The organism is Rathayibacter sp. VKM Ac-2857 (assembly GCF_013205025.1).
Taxonomy (GTDB): domain Bacteria; phylum Actinomycetota; class Actinomycetes; order Actinomycetales; family Microbacteriaceae; genus Rathayibacter.
In genome coordinates, this window is record NZ_JABMLE010000002.1 from 405,275 (window position 1) to 428,578 (window position 23,304).

Consider the following 23,304-nt stretch of genomic DNA (forward strand, 5'->3'; position numbering starts at 1 on the left):
TCCAGGCTAACCGCGAGGTCCGACAGCGGGCCGCGCGTCGCGCTGACCGGCGTCGAGCATCGGCTCGACACGCGCGCGGACGGCGGCGGCGAGCTCGTCGACGGGGCGGCTCGCATCGAGGACGAGGAAGCGATCGGGATCACCTGCGGCGAGGTCGAGGAACGCCTGGCGCACCCGGCCGTGGAACTCGGCCTTCTCGGCCTCGAGCCGGTCGTAGCGGGTGCGCGCGGCGTCCAGCCGGGTGCGGGCGACGGCGGGGTCGAGGTCGAGCAGGACGGTGAGGTCGGGGCGCAGGTCGCGGGTCGCCCACTCCGAGAGGGAGCGGACCTCGGCGGCGTCGAGCACCCGGCCGGCCCCCTGGTAGGCGACGGAGGAGTCGATGTAGCGGTCCTGGACGACGACCTCGCCCCGCTCGAGCGCGGGGCGGACGAAGGTGCCGATGTGCTGCGCGCGGTCCGCGGCGTAGAGGAGCGCCTCGGCCCGCGGATCGATCTCGCCGCGGTGGTGCAGCACGATCTCGCGGATCTGCACGCCCACCTCGGTGCCGCCCGGCTCGCGGGTGCGCCGCACGGTCTCACCGCGCGAGCCCAGCCACTCCTCGAGCAGCCGGGCCTGCGTGGTCTTGCCCGCGCCGTCCCCGCCCTCGAGGGTGACGAACAGCCCGGTCACGACTCCGTCGCGCCCGTCGCCTTCGCCGCGGTGCTGCGGGCGCGGGTGGTGGCGGGCTTCTTCGCGGCGGTGGTCTTCGCCGCCGTGGTCTTGGCTGCCGTCGTCTTCGCTGCCGTCGCCTTCGTCGCGGTGGTCTTCGCGGCGGTGGTCTTCGCGGCCGTGGTCTTCGTGGCCGTCGCCTTCGCCGCCGTCGTCTTCGCCGCGGGCTTCTTGGCCGGTGCGCGCTTGGCCGGGGCCTTCTTGGGAGCCGGGCCCTTCGCCCGCTTGTCCGCGAGCATCTGGACCGCCTGCTCGAAGTCGATCTCCTCGATCGGCTGGCCCTTGGGGATCGTGACGTTGGTCTCGCCGTCGGTCACGTAGGCGCCGAAGCGGCCGTCGCGGATCCGGATCGGCTTGCCGCTGACCGGGTCGGCCTCGAACTCGGCGAGGGCGCTGGTGGCGCGCTTGGCGCCGTACTTGGGCTGGGCGAACACCTCGAGCGCGGTCGGCAGGTCGACCTCGAAGATCTGGTCCTCGCTGGTGAGGGAGCGGCTGTCCGTCCCCTTCTTCAGATAGGGGCCGTAGCGGCCGTTCTGCGCGGTGATCGGCTCGCCCGACTCCGGGTCCTCGCCGACGGTGCGCGGCAGGTCGAGCAGGCGCAGCGCCGTGGCGAGGTCGACGGTCGCGACGTCCATCGACTTGAACAGGGAGGAGGTGCGCGGCTTGACGGCCACCGCCTTCTTGGCGCCGCGCTTGGCCGGCGCGGGCTCGACGACCTCGCCGGTGGCGGGGTCGGCGGTGGTCTCCGGCTCCGGGTCGACCTCGGTCACGTACGGGCCGAAGCGGCCGTCCTTGACCACGACGGTCTTGCCCGAGTCCGGGTTGCTGCCGAGCACGCGATCAGTCTGCACCGGGGCGTCGACCAGCTCCTGCGCCTTGGCGGGCGTGAGCTCGTCCGGGGCGAGCTCGAGCGGCAGGTTGACGCGGCGCGGCGTCTCCTGGCCCTCCTCCTGGGCGACCTCGAGGTAGGGGCCGTACTTGCCGATGCGCAGGGTGATGTCGTCGGTGATGCGGACGGAGTTGATGCTCTTCGCATCGATCTCGCCCAGGTTGTCGACCACGTGCCGGAGCCCGGGCTGGTCGCCGCCGCCGAAGTAGAAGCGGTTCAGCCAGTCGACCCGGTCCTCCTCGCCGCCGGCGATGCGGTCGAGGTCGCCCTCCATCGCGGCGGTGAAGTCGTACTCGACGAGGTCGGAGAAGAACTCCTCGAGCAGGCGCACCACCGAGAAGGCGATCCAGTTCGGCACGAGCGCCGTGCCGCGCGGGGTGACGTACCCGCGGTCGACGATCGTCGTGATGATCGAGGCGTAGGTCGAGGGGCGCCCGATCCCCAGCTCTTCGAGCGACTTGACGAGGCTCGCCTCCGTGTAGCGCGGGGGCGGGGAGGTCTCGTGGCCCTTGGCCTCGACCTCGGCGACGACCAGGCTCTGGCCGACCTCGAGGACGGGCAGCTTGGCGTCCTTCTCGTCGCGGGCGCCGTGGCGCTCCTCGTCGCGGCCCTCCTCGTAGGCGAGCAGGAAGCCGCGGAAGGTGATGACCGTTCCGGAGGCGGTGAACTCGGCGGTGCGTGCGGTGTCGCCGGCCGGGTTGGCGAGCAGGGTGACCGTGGCGGTCGAGCCCTTGGCGTCGGCCATCTGCGAGGCGACGGTGCGCTTCCAGATCAGGTCGTAGAGGCGGTGGTCGTTGCCGCGGAGGGTGCCGGCGAGCTGGTCCGGCGTGCGGAAGGTCTCGCCCGCGGGGCGGATCGCCTCGTGCGCCTCCTGAGCGCTCTTGTTCTTGCCGGAGTAGAGGCGGGGCTTCTCGGGGACCGTCTCGGCGCCGTAGAGCGAGGCCGCCTGCGAGCGGGCGGCGTTCAGCGCCTGCTGCGAGAGGTTCGGCGAGTCGGTCCTCATGTAGGTGATGAAGCCGTTCTCGTAGAGCGACTGCGCCACGCTCATCGTCTGGCGCGCCGAGAAGCGGAGCTTGCGCGCCGCCTCCTGCTGGAGCGTCGAGGTGGTGAACGGGGCGGCGGGGCGCCGCGAGTAGGGCTTGGACTCGAGGTTCGAGACGCGGACCAGGGTCTTCGGGTCGCGCAGCGCCTCGGCGAGGGCACCGGCGGACGCCTCGTCGAGGACTGTGACGTCGCCCTTGAGCTGTCCGCGGTCGTCGAAGTCGCGGCCGCTGCCGATCCGCTTGCCGTCGAGGCGCGCCAGGCGGGCGTCGAAGGCCGCCGAGGCGTCGGCCTCGGGAGCGAGGACCGTCGCGAGGTCCCAGTAGGACGCGGAGACGAATGCGAGGCGCTCGCGCTCGCGGTCCACGACGAGGCGGGTGGCGGCGGACTGCACGCGGCCGGCGGAGAGCCCGGGCCCGACCTTGCGCCAGAGCACCGGCGAGATCTCGTAGCCGTAGAGGCGGTCGAGGATGCGGCGGGTCTCCTGCGCGTCGACGAGGGAGGTGTCGATGTCGCGCGTGTTGTCGCGGGCCTTCTGGATCGCGTCCTTGGTGATCTCGTGGAAGACCATCCGCTTCACGGGGACCTTGGGCTTGAGCTCCTCGAGGAGGTGCCACGCGATGGCCTCGCCCTCGCGGTCCTCATCAGTGGCGAGGAAGAGCTCGTCGGCGTTCTTCAGCGCGCGCTTGAGATCGGCGACCGTCTTCTTCTTCTGGTCGGAGACGACGTAGTAGGGCTCGAAGCCGTTGTCGACGTCGACGGAGAACTTGCCCAGCCCGCCCTTCTTGAGCTCGGGCGGCAGGTTCTTCGGCTCGATGAGGTCGCGGATGTGCCCGACGGAGGCGAGCACCTCGTACCCCTCGCCCAGGTACTGGGCGATGGTCTTGGCCTTCGCCGGCGACTCGACGATCACCAGCTTCTTCGTGCCGGACACAGTTCTCCTCGATTGATGCTGTCGGGTCGGACGATTCAGGGAATCCGACGGGTCCCCTTCGGCGGGGAGGCGGTGCGCGGCGTCCGCACGAGGAACGACGATCCGTTCACGTCGGCTTCGGGCGCCCGACAGGCACACCATACACACTGACCCCGGGCGTCCCGCGCCGCCGTCCGCTCGCGGCGGGCTGGGAGCGCCCCGGTCGCCGCCGGGGAATCCGCCGGATCGAGGGGGCCGCACCCCGTGACGGATCGCGGCGATCGGCGCATGATGACAGGCATGGCAACGACGCACACCACCTCCGCTCCGACCACCTCCGCCTACACCGCGAAATTCCTCGACGGGCCGCTCGAGGGCAAGACCCTCCGCCGCTCCTACGGCGAGGCGACGGCCCCCGCGGGCCGCCTCGAGATCCCGGCCGCCCGCGAGGGCACCCGCTACCTCTATCTCCTCGCCGGCGCGCTCGAGCACGACGAGGGCGCCGGCTCCCTCCCCACCGCGGCGGCCTACCGCTACCTGCGGGTCAGCTCCGACTGAGCACCGGCAGCTCCTCCCCTCCGGCTCCGCGTCGGCTCGCCGCCGCGGTCACGGCGGCGGCCCGGCGCGCGACCGGGCGGGCAGAGCGAGCGGTCCGACCGCCACGACGACCTCGACGGTCGCGATCCCCTCTTCCAGCGCGCACCCCGCGAGGGTCGCGCCCATCGCTCCGGCGACCCGCTCGGCCTCCCCGCACGGCTCGCCCTGCAACAGGCCGGAGCCCACGTCCGCTGCGGCGAGCGCCGCCGCATCCGCCGCCGCCACCGCTCGCTGATGCCCGACGACGCCCCCGCAGCCGGCGAGCACGGCCGCGGTGACCAGGACCGTCCCCGCGACGACCCCGACTGCGACGACCGCCGCCGAGCCGTCCTCCCCCGCGCGGTCGTCCTCGTCCCCGCTCCGCGGACCCCCGCCGATCGACCGGCGCCTCGGTGGACTCACTGCCCTCCCCCCAGGGCGCAGGACCGGATCGAGACCGGCAGCGCCACCGCCGGCAGCGGCCGGAGCTGAGCGGAGACGTCCACGCAGACGAGCCCGCCGTCCGCCGAGGTCGCCACGCTCGCCTCCACGTCGGCTCGCGCGACCTGCCGCGCCGGATCGTCCCCCCGCGCCAGCGACCGCGCGCCATCGGCCGCCGCGTCGACGAGCCGGACGTACTGCGCCGACGCCGCCACCGACCCGAGGCAGAGCGCCAGCACGACCACCACCGCCGGCAGCACCACCGCCAGCTCGGCCGTCGCGGAGCCCTCCTCGCCGCGACCGCCACCGCCCGGCCCTCCCCCGCTCCGACCACCGCCCGGGTACCGCCGAACGGGCACCGCACCGCTCATCCCCCCGAGGTGAGCGCCCGCGTCACCAGGTCGGTGAGGATCCCCCGCACCTCGTCGCCCTTGAGGATCACCACCAGCAGACCCGCGAACCCGACCGCCGCCATCGTGGCGATCGCGTACTCGGCCGTGGCCGAGCCCTCCTCGTCGCCCCAGCGCTGCAGCGCGCCCGCCTCCCACGCGGGCTGCGCGAAGCGCTCCCGCCGGGCTCCCCTGCTCGCCGCTCCGATCGCGTCCGCCCCGATCGTCCCCGCCCCGTTCCTCCGACTGCCGTCCATCGCTCGCTCCGTTCGCCTTCGCTGCCCCCACTCGAGGATCGCCGAGTCCGGAGCCACCCGAAGCAGCCGCCGCCCGAACGGTGGAGAGAAGAGGAAGGAGCGACCTGTGGAGAGCGCCCGCGCACCCGGTCATCCCCGCCCCGCGAACGTCGACAGCAGCACCGAGATCATCATCGGCGCCACTCCCAGCAGCAGGAACGCCGGCAGCACGCACACACCGAGCGGCAGCAGCAGCGTCACCCCGAGCTTCGCCGCCCGCTCCCGCGCCTCGGACGCCGCCCGCACCCGGGCCAGCGCCGCCTCGCTCCGCAGCAGCCGCCCGGCCGGCACCCCCGCCGCGCTCGACAGCGCCAGCACCGGCTCCGCGACCGCCAGCGCGGGCGGCCCCGACGCGAGCCCGCACTCGGCGAGCGCCGCCAGCACCCGCTCCCGCCCGCCGCCGATCGACCCTCCGCCGGCGAGCGCCACCGCGAGCAAATCGAGCGCCAGCCCCGGCGCCGGATCGCCCGGTCCCGCTCCCCGGACGAGACGCCGCGTCCACGCCGCGGCGGCGACCATCAGCCCGAGCCCGCCGCCGAGGCAGACGAGACCCGGCACCGTCCCGAGCAGCACGCCGAGCACATCGAAGCCGAGCAGCGTCCCGAAGCCGAGCGCCACCAGCGGCAGCACCCCGACCACCCGGCTCGTCGCGAGCGGCCCCGCCAGGGCCACCTCGATGTCCCGCCGGGCCCGGCCCAGCTCGCGCATCGACTCCGCGAGGTCGCCGAGGGCCGCGGCGATCGGCGCTCCGGAGTCGGAGGCGACCCGCCAGCAGGCGGCGAGGGCCGCCCACGCGGTCTCCTCGCCGCGGTCCGCACGGCGCCGGGCGATCCCCTTCGCCCGTCGGGAGCCGGGCGCGCCCTCCGGTGCCGCCCTCCCTCGGCGGGAGGCGGGCACGCCGGCCAGGAGCGCCGCCGTCACGTCGCCGCCGCGCGCGGCCTCGACCGCCACCGCGCGCAGCAGCCGACGACGGCGCGCCGCCCCCGCGGCCTCCGTGCCGTCCGACGCCGCCAGATGCCCGAGCGCCGACGCCGGCGCGACTCCCGCCGCGAGCAGCACGGCCAGCCGGTGCACCACGGCCGCCACCTCGTCGATCCCGCCGTCGCGTCTCACGGCGAGGACCGCCGCGGCAGGGCGCCCTCCTCGATCCGCAGCCGCCCGGCGTGGTCGAGCCGGAAGCAGCCCGAGGCACCGAGCCGGCGCCGACCGCCCCGCCGCTCGAGGTGCAGCACCAGGTCGATCGCGCTGACCGTCTGGCGCGCGACCGCCTCCGGCCCCATCCCGGCGAGCGACCCGAGCGCCTCCAGGCGCGCGGGGACGTCGGCGAGCGAGTTCGCGTGCAGCGTCCCCGCTCCGCCGTCGTGCCCGGTGTTCAGCGCCGAGAGCAGATCGCGCAGCTCGACGCCGCGGCACTCGCCGAGGACGAGCCGGTCCGGCCGCATCCGCAGGGCCTCGCGGACGAGACGGTCGAGACCGACGCCGCCGGCGCCCTCGAGGTTCGCCTGGCGCGCCTCGAGCGAGACGACGTGCGGGTGCACGGGCCGCAGCTCGCCGACGTCCTCGATCACGACCAGGCGTTCGTGCGGCGGCGCGCAGCCCAGGAGCGCGCCGAGGAGCGTGGTCTTGCCCGAGCCGCCGGCGCCCGTGACCAGGAGGTTCCACCGCGCCTCGACCGCCCGGCGCAGCAGGCTGCGGCCCGCGTCGTCGAGCATCCCCGCCGTGTGCAGCTCGTCGAGACTCCACGCGTCGGCTCGCGGAACGCGCACCGAGATCAGCGTCCCCGCCGTGGCGACGGGCGGCAGCACCACGTGCACGCGGACCCCGTGCTTCAGCCGCACGTCCACGCAGGGGCTCGCCTCGTCGACGTGCCGCCCACCCGCGGCGACCAGCGACACCGCCAGCCGCCGGGCACCCGCGGCGTCGAGCGTCCAGGACGGCTCCCGCACGGCACCGCCGCCGCGGTCGAGCCAGAGACCGGAGTCCCCGTTGACGAACAGGTCGGTCACCGCCGGGTCGGCCGCGAACGGCGCGAGCAGGCCGAGCGCTGCCGCCGCCGGGCGGACCGGCGCAGGCTCCGGCGCGCCGCCGTCGTCCTCACCCGGCGGGCGAGGTGCGTCCGGGCGATAGGCGGCGGGAACGAGCGGGACGAAACCGGTGGTCATTCGGGAACGCTAGGAGCGCGGGCCCTCCTGCGGCGCGCGGACGACCGCATCGGTGGACGGCGGAGCCGAGGACGCCCCTGGGGAGGAGCGCCGAGCGCCGGCCCGCAGGCGTTCTCACGAGCCGACGATGCGCCGCTCCGAACTCCGGCTCGTGAACGGCGCCACGGCTCGCTGGAACCGGCCGATCCGGCGTGCCGAAGGCGCTACCGCGAGCCGAAGGTCCGCAGGTCGAAACTCGGGCACGCCATTCGAGCCCCGGCACGCGGAAATCGGCGGATCCAGCGTGCCGGAGGCGTTTCCGCGAGCCGAAGGTTCAGCAGTCGGAGCCCGGGCACGCGATTCCCACCCCGGCTCGCCGGAACCGGCTGTTCCCGCGTGTCCAGCGCGTTCTCGCGAGCCGACGGTGCAGCCGACCGGCCGCATCCTGGCCCTGCGGATCCTCCGGGGAGCGGAACGCTCGATCAGCGGAGGGAAGAGAAGGGGGCGGCACCCATTGGGGGGAACAGGTGCCGCCTCGGCGGCGCGGGATTGGGGGGAATCACTTGCGCCGCTGAGCCGAAGTTCATTCGGCCGTATGCAACGTTAGGGCACGGAGGCCGTTTCGCCAAGTCCGATCCGCGTTCTGAGCCGACTCTTCACGAAACCCCGCCGAACGGTCAGCTTCGCGTCGCCCCCTCCCCGCCCCGGAGCCGGACGCTACGGTGGTCCGGAACCGACCACGCCGGACGGCGCACGTCGCACTCGCGAAGGAGCGAATCGCAGATGTCCACACCCCTCGACGCGTCCGGGGCCGCCGGCTCGAGCGCCATCGACAGCCTCCAGCAGGAGACGCGCCGCTTCCCGCCGCCCGCGGAGTTCGCCGCCGACGCCGCCGCGACCGCCGAGCTGACCGAGCAGGCCGCCGCCGACCGCCTCGCCTTCTGGGCCGACCGCAGCCGCGAGCTGCTGCACTGGCACCGGCCCTTCACGCGCACCCTCGACTGGAGCGAGCCGCCCTTCGCGAAGTGGTTCGACGACGGCGAGCTCAACGTCGCCTACAACTGCCTCGACCGGCACGTCCTGGCCGGCCACGGCGACCGCGTCGCGATCCACTGGGAGGGCGAGCCCGGCGACAGCCGCGACCTGACCTACGCCGAGCTCACCGCCGAGGTGAAGCGCGTGGCCAACCTCTTCACGAGCCTCGGCGTCCAGGCCGGCGACCGCGTCGCGATCTACCTCCCGATGATCCCCGAGGCCGTCATCGCGATGCTCGCGGTCGCCCGGCTCGGCGCCGTGCACTCGGTCGTCTTCGGCGGCTTCAGCGCCGAGAGCCTGCGCGCGCGGATCGACGACGCGGAGGCGAAGCTCGTGGTCACCGCCGACGGCGGCTGGCGCAAGGGCTCGGTCTTCCCGCTCAAGCCCGCCGTCGACGCGGCGCTGGCGCTGGACGGCGGCGCGTCGAGCGTCGAGCACGTCCTCGTGGTCCGCCGCGGCGGCAACACCGTCGAGTGGAGTGCGGGACGCGATCTGTGGTGGCACGAGGAGATCGTCGCGGTGGACGCCGACCACGTCGCGCGCCCGTTCCCCGCCGAGCAGCCGCTGTTCATCCTCTACACCAGCGGCACGACCGGGAAGCCGAAGGGCATCCTGCACACCAGCGGCGGCTACCTCACCCAGGTCGCGTACACCCACCGCACGGTCTTCGACCTCAAGCCCGAGACCGACGTCTTCTGGTGCACCGCCGACGTCGGCTGGATCACCGGGCACAGCTACGTGGTCTACGGACCGCTCGCGAACGGCGCCACGCAGGTGATGTACGAGGGCACCCCCGACACCCCGCACGCCGGGCGCTGGTGGGAGATCATCGAGAAGCACGGCGTGACGATCCTCTACGCCGCCCCCACGGCCATCCGCACCTTCATGAAGCTCGGCCGGCAGATCCCGCAGCGCTTCGACCTCTCGAGCCTGCGCCTGCTCGGCTCGGTCGGCGAGCCGATCAACCCCGAGGCCTGGATCTGGTACCGCGACGTCATCGGCGGCGGCCGCACCCCGATCGTCGACACCTGGTGGCAGACCGAGACCGGCGCGATCATGGTCTCGCCCCTGCCCGGCGTCACGACCCTGAAGCCGGGCTCGGCGCAGGTCCCCGTCCCCGGGATCTCGATCGACGTCGTGGACGACTCCGGCGCCCCGGTCGGCGCGGGCTCCGGCGGACTGCTCGTGATCACCGAGCCCTGGCCGTCGATGCTCCGCGGCATCTGGGGCGACCCGGAGCGCTACGTCGAGACCTACTGGTCGAAGTTCGGCGACCGCTACTTCGCCGGCGACGGCGCGCGGCTCGACGAGGACGGCGACCTCTGGCTGCTCGGCCGCGTCGACGACGTGATGAACATCTCCGGCCACCGCCTGTCGACGGCCGAGATCGAGTCGGCTCTCGTCTCGCACCCGGTGGTCGCGGAGGCGGCCGTGGTGGGTGCGGCGGACGAGACCACCGGCCAGGCCGTCGTCGCCTTCGTCATCGCCAAGGCGAGCCAGGCGGAGGCGCTCGCGAGCGGCCACGACGAGCTCGAGGCCACGCTCAAGGCGCACGTCGCGGAGCACATCGGCGCGATCGCCCGGCCCAAGCGCGTCTTCATCGTGCAGGAGCTGCCGAAGACCCGCTCCGGCAAGATCATGCGCCGACTGCTGCGCGACGTGGCCGAGGGCCGCGCGGTCGGCGACACGACCACGCTCGCCGACACCCAGGTGATGGCCGTCATCTCGTCCGCGGTCGCCGCCGAGGACTGAGCCGGCGACGGGCAGACCTGCAGCGGGCCGAGCCGCCCGGAACGCCGAAGGGCGCCGCCTCCGAGAAGGAGAGCGGCGCCCTTCGGCACGCCGGGCCGGGGATCAGGCGAAGGCGACGATCAGCTCGACCTCGACCGGTGCGTCGAGCGGCAGCTCCGCCACGCCGACGGCCGAGCGCGCGTGCCGGCCCGCCTCGCCGAAGATGTCGCCGAGAACCTCGGACGCCCCGTTGATGACCCCGGGCTGGCCGTTGAAGCCCGGCGCGGAGGCGACGAAGCCGGTCACCTTGACGATCCGCGTCACCCGGTCGAGCGAGCCGATGACGTCGGCGATCGCGGCGAGCGCGTTCAGCGCGCAGACGCGGGCCAGGTCCTTGGCGACCTCGGGCTCGACGCCCGCGCCGACCTTGCCGGTCGCCGGCAGCGCGCCGTCGACGAAGGGGATCTGCCCGGCCGTGAAGACCAGGTGCCCGTCGACCACGGCCGGCACGTAGGCGCCTGCGGGCACCGCCACCGCGGGCAGCTCGATGCCCAGCTCGGCCAGGCGCTCGGCGATCACGCGCCGGCCTCCGCGACCGGGCGCTTGAGGTAGGCCACGAGCCCGCCCTCGGGACCGGTGACGATCTGCACGAGCTCCCAGCCCTCGGAGCCCCAGGTGTTCAGGATCGCGGTGGTGTTGTGGATCATCAGCGGCGTCGTGATGTATTCCCAGCGGGGGACGGACATGGCTCTCCTCGTGAGGCAGGGATGCGGATGCCGGGCGCACCGCACCCGGAGGAGTCGGTGCCGGCGGGTCGAGCGCCGCGTCCTGTGTCAGGAGCGGCGGTTACGCTGATTCTATGTCGGGGGCAGTCGGGAACAGGGTCGTCACGTCCATCGGCGCCGCGGTCGGAGGACTGATCGGGATCGTCGCCATGAGCGCCGTCGCCGGAGTCCTCGTCGCGGCGTCGGTGACTCCGGCGATCGCGCTCGGGGGCATGGCGGCGAACAACACGGTGACGATGTTCGACAACCTCCCCGAGTACCTCGAGATCGGCACCCTCGCCGAGAAGAGCGACGTCTACGCGAAGGGCGCCGACGGCCGGGACGTGCTCCTCGCCTCGTTCTACGCGCAGAACCGCGTCGAGGTCGGCTGGGACGACATCTCGCCCTTCGTGAAGGACGCGGTCGTCGCCTCGGAGGACCCGCGCTTCTACGAGCACGGCGGCATCGACCTGCTCGGCACGATCCGCGCCGCCGCCACGGTCGCCTCGGGCGGCAACGTGCAGGGCGGCTCCTCGATCACCCAGCAGTACGTCAAGAACGTGCTCGTGCAGAAGGCGGAGGCGCTCTCCGATCCGATCGAGCGCGACGCCGCCTACCGCGAGGCCACCGAGACCACCGCCGAGCGCAAGGTCGCCGAGATGCGACTCTCGATCGGGCTCGAGAAGGAGTACCCGAAGAACGACATCCTGCTCGGCTACCTCAACATCGCGCTCTTCGGCGGCACGGTCTACGGGATCGAGGCGGCGGCGCGCTACTACTTCGACACGAGCGCGCGCGACCTCACCCTCGCGCAGTCCGCCGCCCTGATCGCGATCGTCAACAACCCGGAGAAGTTCCGCTTCGACCGCCCCGACGACCCGGCCAACCTCGCGGTCGAGGGCTACCCCGAGACGCTGAACCGCCGCAACTACATCCTCACCCGGATGGGGATCGAGTCGAAGGTCACCCCGGAGCAGATCGCCGAGGCCGCCTCGACACCGGTCGCCCCCGCGATCACCGAGCCGAGCACCGGCTGCCAGACCGCCGGCATCGCCGCCTACTTCTGCGACTACGTGACCTGGGTGATCAAGAACGACGACGCCTTCGGCGCGAGCCAGGACGAGCGCGACGCGACCTTCAAGCGCGGCGGCTACCAGATCCACACGACCCTCGACTCCGACCTGCAGGAGGCGGCGGTCGCCGCGACCGACACCTGGGTGCCGAAGTCGATGGCCCGGGTGAACATCGGCAGCGCGAGCGTCTCGGTCGAGGTCGGCACCGGCCGCATCCTCGCGATGACGCAGAACAAGGACTACTCGAACGACCCCGATGTCAGCGGCGCCAACTACACCAGCGTCAACTACAGCACCGACTTCGGCTACGGCGGCTCCAGCGGCTTCCAGGTCGGCTCGACCTACAAGGTCTTCACCCTCGCCGAGTGGCTGCAGGAGGGCCGGGCGCTGAACGAGACCGTCGACGGCACCCGCCGCGCGTACACGACCTTCCGCGACAGCTGCGAGCCCGACGGCGTCTACTACGGCGAGAGCTGGGACCCGAAGAACGACGAGGGCGGGAACGGCGGCGTCTACTCCGCCCTCGACGCGACCAAGGGCTCGATCAACACCGGCTTCGCCGCGATGGCGCAGCAGCTCGACCTCTGCGGCATCCGCAACACGGCGCTCGCGATGGGCGTGCACCGCGCCGACGGCACCGAGCTGCAGAAGTTCGCACCGACCATCCTCGGCACCAACGAGATCGCCCCACTGACGATGGCGACGGCCTTCGCCGGCTTCGCCAACAAGGGCACCGTCTGCACGCCGATCGCGATCGACCGGATCGTCGACCGCGGCGGCGCCGAGATCGCCCCGCCCGCGAGCACCTGCACGCAGGGCATGTCCGAGCAGGTCGCCGCGACGGCGGACTTCGCCCTGCAGCAGGTGATGACGGGCGGCACCGGCCGCGCCTCCGCGACCGGCACCGGCGTCCCGCACATCGGCAAGACCGGCACCACCGACAACGCCGTGCACACCTGGATGGTCGGCGCCAGCACCGAGGTCGCGACGGCCACCTGGGTCGGCAACGTCAGCGGCCAGACCTCCATGCGCGGCTTCAAGCTGAGCGGCGTCAACGCCGGGCAGGTGCGCCACCAGATCTGGCCGCGGATCATGCGCGTCGCCGACCAGAAGTACGGCGGATCCACTTTCCCCTCGCCCCAGCAGTCGCTCGTCGAGGCCCCGCAGCAGGCGGTGCCCGAGGTGACCGGCCAGAACCCCGCCGCCGCGACCGCCCGCCTGCGCGAGCTCGGCTTCGTCGTGACGGTCGATCCGACCCGCGTGCCGTCCGACCGCCCCGCCGGCTCGGTCGCGCAGACGAACCCGCCGGCCGGCTCCCGCCTGTCCCGCGGGGCGCCGATCTCGCTGCAGATCAGCGCCGGCCCGTCCACCCCGCCGCCCGGCGGCTGAACCCGGGCGGTGGTGGAGGCGGCGTCGGGCAGAATGTACGCGGTCGCTCCCGCGCCCCGCCCCGACGAGAGAAGGATCCATGACCGGACGCAGCGCTCGCCCCCTCACCACGGCCCTCGCGGCCGTCGCCGCCGTCGGGAGCGCCGCCGCCGTCTGGGGCATCGCGATCGAGCGGACGATGTTCACCGTCCGCCACGTGCCGGTCCCCGTCCTGCCCGCCGGCTCGGCCCCGCTGCGCATCCTGCACGTCTCCGACCTGCACATGGCGCCCTGGCAGACGAAGAAGCAGGACTGGCTCCGCTCCCTCACCGCCCTCGCGCCCGACCTGATCGTCGACACCGGTGACAACCTGGGCCACCGCGACGGCGTCCTCGGCATCCGCCGGGCGCTCGAGCCCTTCGCCGGCGTCCCCGGCGTCTTCGTCAACGGCTCGAACGACTACTTCGGCCCGCGGGTGAAGAACCCGCTGCGCTACTTCCGCGGCCCGTCGAAGAACCCGGCGCGCAACGCGAGCGACCTCGACACCCGGGCGCTGACCGGCTTCTTCACCGACGAGCTCGGCTGGCAGGACCTCAACAACACGGCGACCAGCCTCGACGTCCGCGGCACCCGGGTCGAGCTGTTCGGCGTGGACGACCCGCACATCGGCCTGGACCGGATCGACCTCGTGGCGGGCGCTGTGGACGAGCTGCGGGCCGCGCAGGACGAGCCGGCCGGCGTCAGCATCGGCGTCGCGCACGCCCCCTACCAGCGCGTCCTGGACGACTTCGTCGCCCGCGGCGCGGAGGTGATTCTCGCGGGCCACACCCACGGCGGGCAGGTCTGCGTGCCCGGCTTCGGTGCGCTGGTGACCAACTGCGACATCCCGCGGGACAAGGTCTCCGGCTTCTCCAGCTGGGACAACGGCCTGCGCAGCGCTCACCTCAACGTCTCGGCCGGCGTCGGCACCTCGATCTACGCGCCGGTGCGCTTCGCCTGCCGTCCCGAGGTCAGCCTGGTGACCCTCGAGCCGGTGGCCTGAGCGGTCCCTCGCCCGGCGTCGCGTCGGGTGTCCGACACGGCCTCCGAAATCGGCTACTATTGACGAGGCTCGTGAGCGGTTCACCGCGAACAGTCCACCGGGGTGTGGCGCAGCTTGGTAGCGCGCCTCGTTCGGGACGAGGAGGTCGTGGGTTCGAATCCCGCTACCCCGACCGGTGAGAAGCCCGGCCAGGATCGATGATCCGGGCCGGGCTTCGTCGTTCCCGGAGCGCCCGCGATCGGGACCGGACGAGCGGCGTCAGTGTTCCCTCTGTCCAGCGCCATCGCCGCCGCCTCGCGATCGGGCCGGGAAGACTGGGGCACTCCCGCGCTCGCCGTCGACGCGTTCCCTCCCGTCGCTGCGGCGACCCTCGTCGAGACGAGCACCGTGCCCCGATCGCTGACCCGGCTCACCGCCGTCGCGGCGGTCGCCTACGCCCTGGTCCTCGCGGTCGTCGTCTTCTGGCCGACGCCCGTGGACGGAGGGCGCACAAGCGAGCTCCGGCAGGTCCTCGACAGGCCGCGCCGTGCGGGGCTGGAGCTGCTGGACTACCACCTGCTCGAGGCGGCGGCGAACGTGCTGCTGTTCGTCCCTCTCGGGATGCTCGCGGCACTGCTCCTGCCCGCACGCCGCGCCTGGCTCGCCGTCCTGCTCGGCGCGCTGACCAGCGCCGCCGTCGAGACGGTGCAGCTCCTGCTGCTCTCGCACCGTCACGCCGATCCGCACGACGTCGTGGCGAACACGATCGGCGCCGCGGTCGGCGCGGTGCTGGGCGCGGTCCTGCGCCGTACGGTCCTGACACGACGACGCCGGAGGGCGGTGGAGCCGGACAGCGCTCGCGCGCACGTCCCGCTCCCCAGCGCCTCCGGCGTCGTGGTCGATCCCGTGGTCCCGCCCGATCGGGCGGTCGGTGACGGAGGGTCAGCGGCCGAGGCCGCGGTACTCCCAGCCGGCGGCGCGCCAGGCGTCCTGGTCGAGGCAGTTGCGGCCGTCGACCACGAACTTCCGGGTCACCTTCTCTCCGGCGACGGCGGGGTCGATCGCGCGGAACTGCTTCCACTCGGTGACGACCACGACGGCGTCGGCGCCGCGCAGGGCCTCGTCGATGTCGGTCGTGTAGGTGATGTCGGGGTAGCGGCGGCGCGCGTTCTCGATCGCCTCCGGGTCGGTCGCGACGACGTCGGCGCCGAGGTCGTGGAAGCGGGTCGCGACGTCGAGCGACGGCGAGTCGCGGACGTCGTCCGACTCCGGCTTGAAGGCGAGGCCGAGGACCGCGATCTTCTTGCCCTCGACCGAGCCGCCGAGGCCCTCGGTGACGAGGTCGACGACGCGCCGGCGGCGACGCAGGTTGATCGCGTCGACCTCCTTGAGGAACGCGACCGACTCCCCCACGCCGAGCTCGTCGGCGCGGGCGGAGAAGGCGCGGATGTCCTTGGGCAGGCAGCCGCCGCCGAAGCCGATGCCGGCGTTGAGGAAGCGGCGGCCGATGCGGACGTCGTAGCCGATGGCGTCGGCGAGCTGCGTGACGTCGGCGCCGGTGACCTCCGCGATCTCGGCGATCGCGTTGATGAAGGAGATCTTGGTGGCGAGGAAGGCGTTGGCCGAGACCTTGACCAGCTCGGCGGTCGCGTAGTCGGTGACCACGAGCGGGGTCTCGGCGGCCAGCGCCGTCGCGTAGACCTCGTCGAGGGTGGCCTTGGCGGCCTGGCCGGCCGCACCGGCGGGCACGCCGTAGACGAGGCGGTCGGGGCTGATCGTGTCCTCGACCGCGAAGCCCTCGCGCAGGAACTCGGGGTTCCAGGCGAGCGTCGCGCCGCTGGCGGCGATCCGCTCGGCGAGGCGGGCGGCGGTGCCGACCGGGACGGTCGACTTGCCGACGACGAGCGAGTCCGCCGTCAGCAGCGGCAGGATCCCGTCGATCGCGGCGTCGACGTAGGTCATGTCGGCGGCGTTCTCGCCCTTCTTCTGCGGCGTGCCGACCGCGATGAAGTGCACCGAGGCGTCGGCGGCGTCGGCCGTCTCGGTCGAGAAGCGGAGGCGGCCCGAGGCCACGCCCTTGGAGAGGAGCTCGGGCAGACCCGGCTCGAAGAACGGAGCGGTGCCGGCCGAGAGCGCCTCGATCTTCCCCGGGTCGACGTCGATGCCGATGACGTCGTGGCCGAGCTCGGCCATCGCGGCGGCGTGGACGGCTCCGAGGTAGCCGCAACCAATGACAGAAAGCTTCACGGGATTTCTCCGAATCGTAGGCGGGTCGATGTCGCGTCGGCGACTGCGTGAGGGAGGAACAGGTGGAGCGGGCGGAGCCCGCACGGTGCGCGAGGTCAGCTCCGCGCCAATGCTGTCAGATCCCGGGAGATGTCGTGGACGGCCGCGGCGATCTCCTGAGCGACGCGGACGTGCGTGCTCTCGCTGCGGCCGATCGGATCGTCGATGTCGTCGCCGTCGCCGCGGGGCGCTCGGCCCCGGTTCGCGGCGGCGAGGCGCACGACGGCGCGCAGCCGTGCGGCGGGGTCCTCGACCTCGGGGATCGGCACCTCGGCGAGGACGAACGGCAGCACGCGGGCGAACTCGCGCAGGGTGAAGCCGCGCAGCAGGAGCGGCGGGTGGCGCCGTGAGGCGTCGACGAGGTGCTCGCGGGTCATGGCGAGCATCAGGTCCGCCTCCCCCGCCACGGCCTCGGTGAGCTTCGCGCTGAGGTGGCCGGTGGTGTCGCCGCCGAGCTCGGCCGAGAGGCGGGCGGAGGTCGGCTCCATCGGGTAGCCGTCGCGGGTCTGCACGCCCGCGCTGCGGAAGGCGAGGAGCGGCGCCCCACCCGAGCCGGTCAGTCCGCCGAGCTCGGCCCGCAGGAGCTGCTCCGCCATCGGCGAGCGGCAGATGTTGCCGGTGCAGACCGCGAGGACGGTGAAGACGGGGGCCGTCGACGGCGCCGCCACCTCGCCGGGTCGCCAGCCGCGGCGGGCTCGCCGCAGACCGTCGTCGCCCGGGAACGTCATCCTCGGCCGCTCAGACCGCGGTCGGGGTCGGCGTGGGAGCCGGCGCGGGCTGCGCCGCCGCGTCCGGGCGGGCGCCCGACTTCTGCGAGCCGTAGTAGCTCGTGTAGTAGTAGCCGTAGCCGCGGCCGACCTGCCCGCGCGGAGGCACGCGGTTGAGGATCACGCCGAGGGTGTGGCCGCTGACCCGCTCGAGGTTCTGGATCGCCTTGCCCAGCTCGTCGGTCGTGGTCCGGCCGGCCGAGATGACGACGAGGGCGCCGTCGGTGCGGGCGGTGAGGATCGCACCGTCGGTGACGGGCAGCAGCGGCGGGGCGTCCACGATCACGATCGCCTCGCGGGCGATCTCGTGCAGGAGGATGTCCATCCCGTTCGAGCCGAGCAGCTCGCTCGGGTTCGGCGGGATCGAGCCCGCGCCGAGGATCCAGAGGTTGCCCGAGGGGCCCCAGGGCTGGAGCACGTCCTGCAGCTCGGCCTTGCCGATCAGCAGGTCGGTGAGGCCGACGCCGGGCACGAGGCCGAAGGACTTCGCCACGGTGGGCTTGCGGAGGTCGCCGTCGACGACGACGGTGCGCTGGCCCGAGGCGGCGAGCGTGACGGCGAGGTTCGCGGTCACGGTCGACTTGCCGTCGGAGGGCAGCGGGCTGGTGACGACGATGATCCGCGGCGGGCTGTCGACGTTCATGAACTGCAGGTTGGTGCGCAGCTCGCGCAGCGCCTCGGCGAGCGCGTGCTTGCCGTCGGACTTCACGTAGTCGGTCGTGTCCGCCTCCGGCACGATGCGGTTGGTCTCGTTCAGCCGCTTGTCGATCGGGAGCGTGCCGACCACGGGGAGGTCGAACAGGCGCTCGACCACCTCGGCGGTGCGGATCCGGCGATCGAGGGTGTTGCGGACGAAGGCGTAGACGAGGCCGAGCACGAGGCCGGCCAGCGCGCCGATGCCGAGCACCAGGCGCACGTTCGGGAACTCGGGTGCGGACGGCAGGGCGGCCGACTGGACGCCGGCGAGGCTGACGGTGTCGCCGGCCCCGGTCTCCTGGTTGACCTGCTGGATGCGGGTGGCGATCGCGTCGATCCAGGCGTCGGCGAGCGTGCGCGCCCCCTCGGGGGTCGACGCCGTCGCGCGGACGTCGAGGATCGGCGACTCCGGATCCGGGGTGACCTCGACCGCGGTGATGAGGGACTCCGCGGTCACGTCGAGGCCGAGGTTCGCGATGACGATCTCGGCGACGTTCCGCGACTTCGCGATCGGGACGTAGGTGAGGGTGCTCGACTTCGCGACCGAGTCGGCGATCTGGCGGAGGTAGATCGCCTGACTCGGGTCTCCCCCGGCGTCGGCGACGGCCGCGGAGACCAGTCCCTGCGCCTCGGCCGCATAGCGGGGCTTCTGGGTCAGCGACCAGCCGTAGGCCACGAGGGTGCCCAGGAGCACGGCCGCGACGAGGGCGATCCAGTGCGTGCGGAGAAGTCGCAGGACGTCTCTAAGTTCCACAGTGTCAAGTTCCTTCACTGGTTCGGACCGAGCGGCGAGCGCCAGGAGACGGGCTTCAGAATTGTTGCACGCCGGTGTATCGGCCCCGTTTCGGCGCCGCTCAGACGTGCACCCCTTCCGGGGTGGGCGACGGCGGAACAGCCCTCGTGATCACGCCGAGGGCGCGCAGCTCGTCGACCGCAGCGGACACGGCGGCCGGCGCATCGATCCCCTCGGGCGGGCCGCCGAGCTCGGCCAGGACCGCGGCGACGAGGGCGGGCAGGTCGACGCCGTCGCCGGCGGCGCGCCAGATCGTCGGGCCGATCCCGGCGAGCCGGATCACCGTGTTCTCCCGGAAGACGAGGACCTCGCCGCCGGGCAGCAGGAGCGCGTCGTCGACGCGGGCGCGGCGGACGGAGCCGTCGGAGGCCGTGTCGTCCGCGTCGATCGGCAGGGCGAGGACCTCGTCCCAGACCGGCGGAGCCGGCTCGACCGGGGCGGCGAGGAGACCCTCGACGAGGTCGAGCACGCTCTCCGCCTCGGAGTAGACCAGTCGTTTCACGCCACCGACGGCGGCGAGCGTGCGGACCAGGGCGGAGAGCGCCCTCGGCCGCGCACCGAGATAGGAGGTCTGCGGCACCAGGTCGTCGATCGCGTCGGTCGGATCGACCTGCTCGAGGCGGGGCTCGTCGACGCCGTCGCGGCGGTCGAGCAGCACGACCCCCGCCAGCGCGAGCGGCGCCGTCGGAACGGGGCGCAGCCCGAGGGCGACCGGCGAGAGCTGGGCCTTCGGCGCGCTCCCGGTCAAGGGCTTCACCGACAGCGGCTTCGGGTAGGGCAGCACGCCGCCCTCGGGAGTGACGGCGACCGTCTCGTCGGTGACGTAGCCGAAGCGCGCACCCAGCACCCGCGAGGCGGTCGTCTTGCCGGTGCCGGAGGCGGCCACGAACGCGAGCACGCGGCCGTCGTCGGCGGCGATCCCGCAGGCGTGCAGCATCAGGAGGTCGGCGCGGCGCTCACCGATCGCCTCGAGCGTGAGGGTCGAGGTGAGCGACTCCTCGAGCTGGGCGACGGAGTGCGCGCGGACGCTGATGCCATCGCGGGCGGACACGGCCGGGCCGGCGACGTCCGCGGCGACGATCCGGGCGGCGGTGGCCTCCGGAGCGGCGCAGGACTGCCAGCTGCCCCTGATCCGCTCGACGTCCTCCTCGGACACCCCCGGACCGAAGTCGACACGGAACGGCACCTCGAGAACGGCGAGCGACATGCTCCGCGATCCGTGCCGATCCTCGCCGAGCGGCACGGCGCCCGTCTGGTCAGTGCCGGTCAATACGCCCCGTCCCTCGCCAGGACCGCGCGCGCGGTCTTGAAGAGGATGACGATGTCGCCGGTCATCGACCAGTTCTCGACGTAGTAGAGGTCGAGCCGGACCGTGTCCTCCCAGGAGAGGTTCGAGCGGCCGCTGACCTGCCAGAGGCCGGTGATGCCGGGCTTCATCAGGAAGCGGCGGTGCACGTGCTCCTCGTACTGCTCGACCTCGCGCGCCAGCGGCGGGCGGGGTCCGATCAGCGACATGTCACCGCGGAAGACGTTGAGGAACTGCGGCAGCTCGTCGAGGCTGAAGCGGCGCAGGACGGTGCCGACCTTGGTGACCCGGGGGTCCTTCGCCATCTTGAAGAGGATGCTGTTGCCCTCGTCGCGCTGCTGCGCGGCCAGCTCGGCCAGGCGCGCCTCGGCGTCGACCACCATCGAGCGGAACTTCAGCATCTCGAACGTCGAGCCGTTCAGCCCGATGCGCTCCTGCCGGAACAGGACGGGACCGGGGCTCGTCGTCTTCACCAGCACGGCGACGACGATCAGCACGGGCGCACTGAGGATGATCAGCATCGTCGACGCGGCGATGTCGAAGAGCCGCTTCGCGAAGCGCTGGCGGCCGTCGAAGCGCGGGGTCTCGACGTGGATCAGCGGGAGTCCGGCGACCGGACGGGTGTGGATGCGCGGACCGCCGATGTCGGTGAGGCTCGGCGCCACGACCAGGTGCTCGCGGCCGGGCTCGAGAGTCCAGCTGAGCTCGCGGATCCGCTGGGGCGCGAGCTCGTCGGAGCTCGTGACGACCACGGTGTCGGCACCGGTCGCGTCCATCACCGCCCGCACGCCGTCGATCCCCGAGAAGCCGTGCAGCGAGAGGCCCGCCAGCTCCGCCTCGGTGCCGAGCGCCTCGGCGCCGCCGACGGAGGTGGAGACCGCGCCGACCAGCTTGTAGCCGGCCTCGGTGCCGCGGCGGAGCTCGCGCGCCGTGTGCAGCACGCTCGCGCGGGAGCCGAGCAGGACGACCTGGCTCGAGAAGCGGCCGACCCTGCGCTGGCGGGTGAGCCAGGAGCGCCAGACCAGTCGGCCGACGCAGATCAGCAGGATCCCGGCGGGGAACGCGGTGATGATGTAGCCGCGCGCCAGCAGGATCTGCAGGAGGTAGGCGATGATCGCGACGATGCCGAACAGCCAGATCGAGGCGTCGACGATCCGCCGGTACTCGACGTAGCCGGTGCCGACGATCCGGCGGTCGCGGGTGTCGAAGACCTGCAGGGCGAGGAGCCAGCCGATCGAGAGGACGACCGAGACCCAGGTGTAGTTCACGGCGATGTCGACGGGGTTGTTGAAGCCCACGTCGGAGTTGAGGTTCAGATCGAACCACACGAGCTGCGTGCCGAAGACCGACACGAGGATCGCGAGGACGTCCGTGACGAGGAGGCGACGACGGTAGTCCTGCTCCCAGGACGGCCGGCGCTTCTGCGAGGTCTCCTGCGGCGCCATCGAACCCCCCGGCTTCGCGTGCTGCGTCGGAAGGCCTGTGTGCGTTTCCGGTGATGTCACGCCCGCAAGGCTACCCACATCCTTGTTTCGGATGGGTCACGCTCGGTGAGCAGTGCTCGACACCGCTAGCCGCGCAGACGCCCGCGGCTCTCCTGCAGATAGCAGGATCCGCAGAGCGACTCGTAGGTGACCTCCGCGCCGTCGATCGCGACCTGATCGCCGTCGAAGACGAAACGGCCGTCCACGACCCGGCCGTTGAAGATCGCCTTCCGGCCGCAGCGGCAGATCGTCTTCAGCTCCTCGAGGCTGTGCGCGATCTCGAGGAGCCGCCTGCTGCCGGGGAACGCGGCGGTCCGGAAGTCGGTCCGGATGCCGTACGCGAGCACGGGGACGTTCTCCAGGATCGCGATCCGGAGCAGATCGTCGACGTGCGACTCGGGCAGGAACTGCGCCTCGTCGACGAGCAGGGCGCTGACGTCGCGGGCCGTCTCGGCGAGGACGCGGGCCCGCGCGGCCGTGAAGACGGCGACGGGATCGCCGTCCGGCTCGAACAGGATGTCCACCGGACGGGTCACGCCGAGCCGGGACACGATGAGCTCGTCGCCCTTGGTGTCGACGGCGGGCTTCGCGAGCAGCACCCGGTGCCCGCGCTCCTCGTAGTTGTGCGCGGCCTGCAGGAGCGAGGTGCTCTTGCCGCTGTTCATCGCTCCGTAGCGGAAGTAGAGCTTCGCCATCAGGTCCTGTCTCTGCTCGGTCGCGGGCTGCTCCCGCGTGCCGCGCTCAGCGCGGCGGTGGACGTCGTTTCTGTAATGGGCGCGGCGGTGGTGGGCGCGGCGGCCGTAGAGGTCGGGCTGACCGGAGTCATTCGAGGAAGCCGTCCTCCGCGGCCCGGCGGATCAGATCGGCGCGCCGGCTCGCCGGCCGGCCGACCTTCACGTACTTCTGCCGGACCCGGCGGAGATAGGTCTTCGCCGTCTCGAACTGCACGTTCATCCTGGCGGCGACCTCGGGGGTGCTGGCTCCGGCGACGTACAGGCGCAGCGCCTCCAGCTCCCCCGCGCTCAGCCGCGGCCGCTGCTGGGCGGCCACGCCGATCGGGAGGGGACGCCAGTGCGAGGCGGATCCGGCGGTCGAGCGCATCGCCATCGCCGAGCGGGCCGCCTCCATCACGTCCTGCATCGACTGCGCCTTCGTGAGGTGCCGCGCGGCGCCGGCCCGCAGCGAGCGCTCGCGGATCTCGTCGTCCTCGTGCTCGGCGAGGACGATGACGGTCGCCCCCGCGGCGCGGCAGGTGCGGATCCGCGCCTCGATCGAGATCGGCTCGCTCAGCTCGAAGTCCATCAGGACGACCTGCGTGGGGAAGACGGTGCTGGTGACCAGCTCCATCCAGGTGCCGGCGCTCACCACGAGCTCGAAGTCGGGCGCGTTGGCGGCGATCCAGCTGCTCATGCTGTCGAGCAGCAGCTCGTGGTCGTCGAGGATGCCGAGCCGGACCGGCCGGGCACCTCCCTCGGCGGGCGGAGTCTCGGCCGAACGGGTCTCCGCCGTTCGGACCTCGGCGGCCCGGGCGGAGGAGCCGGACGCCGGCTCACCGGGGCGAGGGAGCATGCGACGATCCTAGCCGC

The 23,304-nt window shown here is 72.9% G+C and carries 20 protein-coding genes, 1 tRNA gene and 1 pseudogene; 6 read left to right on the plus strand and 16 right to left on the minus strand.

Annotated elements, in window-relative coordinates; all coding sequences use genetic code 11:
* Positions 1-6 precede the first annotated feature (6 nt).
* Entirely contained in the window at positions 7-669 is a 663-nt protein-coding gene (gene tmk, locus HQQ86_RS09315; RefSeq protein ID WP_173287850.1) for a dTMP kinase, read from the minus strand.
* Positions 666-3,572 (minus strand): type I DNA topoisomerase, encoded by a 2,907-nt coding sequence (gene topA / locus HQQ86_RS09320; protein ID WP_173287851.1) that lies wholly within the window; start codon positions 3,570-3,572, stop codon positions 666-668. Before topA ends, tmk begins: the two co-directional genes overlap by 4 nt.
* A 279-nt stretch (positions 3,573-3,851) precedes the next feature.
* Between topA and HQQ86_RS09325 the strand changes: the two genes are divergently transcribed.
* Positions 3,852-4,109, plus strand: coding sequence for a hypothetical protein (locus tag HQQ86_RS09325; protein WP_173287852.1), 258 nt, complete (start codon positions 3,852-3,854; stop codon positions 4,107-4,109).
* Positions 4,110-4,157: 48 nt separating this feature from the next.
* Here the strand turns inward: HQQ86_RS09325 and HQQ86_RS09330 are convergent, their stop codons facing one another.
* From HQQ86_RS09330 to HQQ86_RS09350, 5 genes are all read right to left on the minus strand, one after another.
* On the minus strand, positions 4,158-4,550 hold the full coding sequence (locus HQQ86_RS09330; RefSeq protein ID WP_367948605.1) for an Rv3654c family TadE-like protein: 393 nt from the start codon (positions 4,548-4,550) through the stop codon (positions 4,158-4,160).
* The gene (locus HQQ86_RS09335) at positions 4,547-4,927 is read right to left on the minus strand and encodes a TadE family type IV pilus minor pilin (protein WP_173287853.1); all 381 of its coding nucleotides are present in this window, start codon (positions 4,925-4,927) and stop codon (positions 4,547-4,549) included. Before HQQ86_RS09335 ends, HQQ86_RS09330 begins: the two co-directional genes overlap by 4 nt.
* 8 nt (positions 4,928-4,935) lie before the next feature.
* Positions 4,936-5,214: a DUF4244 domain-containing protein gene (locus HQQ86_RS09340; RefSeq protein ID WP_173287854.1), complete on the minus strand. Its 279-nt coding sequence runs from the start codon at positions 5,212-5,214 to the stop codon at positions 4,936-4,938.
* A 129-nt stretch (positions 5,215-5,343) separates the two neighbouring features.
* Positions 5,344-6,366 (minus strand): type II secretion system F family protein, encoded by a 1,023-nt coding sequence (locus tag HQQ86_RS09345; RefSeq protein WP_173287855.1) that lies wholly within the window; start codon positions 6,364-6,366, stop codon positions 5,344-5,346.
* Positions 6,363-7,415: a TadA family conjugal transfer-associated ATPase gene (locus HQQ86_RS09350; protein WP_173287856.1), complete on the minus strand. Its 1,053-nt coding sequence runs from the start codon at positions 7,413-7,415 to the stop codon at positions 6,363-6,365. Before HQQ86_RS09350 ends, HQQ86_RS09345 begins: the two co-directional genes overlap by 4 nt.
* A 762-nt stretch (positions 7,416-8,177) precedes the next feature.
* Here HQQ86_RS09350 and acs point away from each other — a divergent pair.
* Positions 8,178-10,181, plus strand: a complete 2,004-nt coding sequence (gene acs, locus HQQ86_RS09355; RefSeq protein ID WP_173287857.1) for an acetate--CoA ligase — start codon at positions 8,178-8,180, stop codon at positions 10,179-10,181.
* 102 nt (positions 10,182-10,283) lie between these two features.
* Here acs and HQQ86_RS09360 read toward each other — a convergent pair whose 3' ends face one another.
* A complete protein-coding gene (locus HQQ86_RS09360; protein ID WP_367948606.1) occupies positions 10,284-10,739 on the minus strand; it encodes a RidA family protein in 456 nt (151 codons plus the stop codon).
* Positions 10,736-10,906 carry a hypothetical protein gene (locus tag HQQ86_RS09365; RefSeq protein ID WP_164861113.1) on the minus strand — a complete coding sequence of 57 codons (171 nt, stop codon included), beginning with the start codon at positions 10,904-10,906 and terminating at the stop codon, positions 10,736-10,738. Before HQQ86_RS09365 ends, HQQ86_RS09360 begins: the two co-directional genes overlap by 4 nt.
* Positions 10,907-11,019: 113 nt before the next feature.
* On the opposite strand from HQQ86_RS09365, the gene HQQ86_RS09370 reads away from it, so the two are divergent.
* From HQQ86_RS09370 to HQQ86_RS22015, 4 genes and pseudogenes are all read left to right on the plus strand, one after another.
* Positions 11,020-13,386: a transglycosylase domain-containing protein gene (locus HQQ86_RS09370; protein ID WP_173287858.1), complete on the plus strand. Its 2,367-nt coding sequence runs from the start codon at positions 11,020-11,022 to the stop codon at positions 13,384-13,386.
* A gap of 79 nt (positions 13,387-13,465) precedes the next feature.
* On the plus strand, positions 13,466-14,407 hold the full coding sequence (locus HQQ86_RS09375) for a metallophosphoesterase (protein WP_173287859.1): 942 nt from the start codon (positions 13,466-13,468) through the stop codon (positions 14,405-14,407).
* Positions 14,408-14,505: 98 nt separating this feature from the next.
* Positions 14,506-14,579, plus strand: a tRNA-Pro gene (locus HQQ86_RS09380).
* A gap of 215 nt (positions 14,580-14,794) precedes the next feature.
* Positions 14,795-15,175, plus strand: a pseudogene (locus HQQ86_RS22015) (VanZ family protein); the annotation flags it as partial.
* Between the two features lie 153 nt (positions 15,176-15,328).
* Here HQQ86_RS22015 and HQQ86_RS09390 read toward each other — a convergent pair.
* The 7 genes from HQQ86_RS09390 to HQQ86_RS09420 all read right to left on the minus strand — a co-directional run bounded on the left by HQQ86_RS09390 (position 15,329) and on the right by HQQ86_RS09420 (position 23,287).
* Positions 15,329-16,633 carry a UDP-glucose/GDP-mannose dehydrogenase family protein gene (locus HQQ86_RS09390; protein ID WP_173287860.1) on the minus strand — a complete coding sequence of 435 codons (1,305 nt, stop codon included), beginning with the start codon at positions 16,631-16,633 and terminating at the stop codon, positions 15,329-15,331.
* Between the two features lie 95 nt (positions 16,634-16,728).
* Entirely contained in the window at positions 16,729-17,400 is a 672-nt protein-coding gene (locus tag HQQ86_RS09395) for a low molecular weight phosphatase family protein (protein ID WP_173287861.1), read from the minus strand.
* Positions 17,401-17,410: 10 nt separating this feature from the next.
* The gene (locus tag HQQ86_RS09400) at positions 17,411-18,889 is read right to left on the minus strand and encodes a polysaccharide biosynthesis tyrosine autokinase (RefSeq protein ID WP_173287862.1); all 1,479 of its coding nucleotides are present in this window, start codon (positions 18,887-18,889) and stop codon (positions 17,411-17,413) included.
* 100 nt (positions 18,890-18,989) lie between these two features.
* A complete protein-coding gene (locus HQQ86_RS09405) occupies positions 18,990-20,135 on the minus strand; it encodes a hypothetical protein (protein ID WP_173287863.1) in 1,146 nt (381 codons plus the stop codon).
* Positions 20,136-20,194: 59 nt separating this feature from the next.
* Positions 20,195-21,679 (minus strand): sugar transferase, encoded by a 1,485-nt coding sequence (locus tag HQQ86_RS09410; protein ID WP_173287864.1) that lies wholly within the window; start codon positions 21,677-21,679, stop codon positions 20,195-20,197.
* A 125-nt stretch (positions 21,680-21,804) separates the two neighbouring features.
* Positions 21,805-22,413, minus strand: coding sequence for a thymidine kinase (locus tag HQQ86_RS09415; protein WP_173287865.1), 609 nt, complete (start codon positions 22,411-22,413; stop codon positions 21,805-21,807).
* 127 nt (positions 22,414-22,540) lie between these two features.
* Positions 22,541-23,287: a response regulator transcription factor gene (locus HQQ86_RS09420; protein ID WP_173287866.1), complete on the minus strand. Its 747-nt coding sequence runs from the start codon at positions 23,285-23,287 to the stop codon at positions 22,541-22,543.
* Positions 23,288-23,304 lie beyond the last annotated feature (17 nt).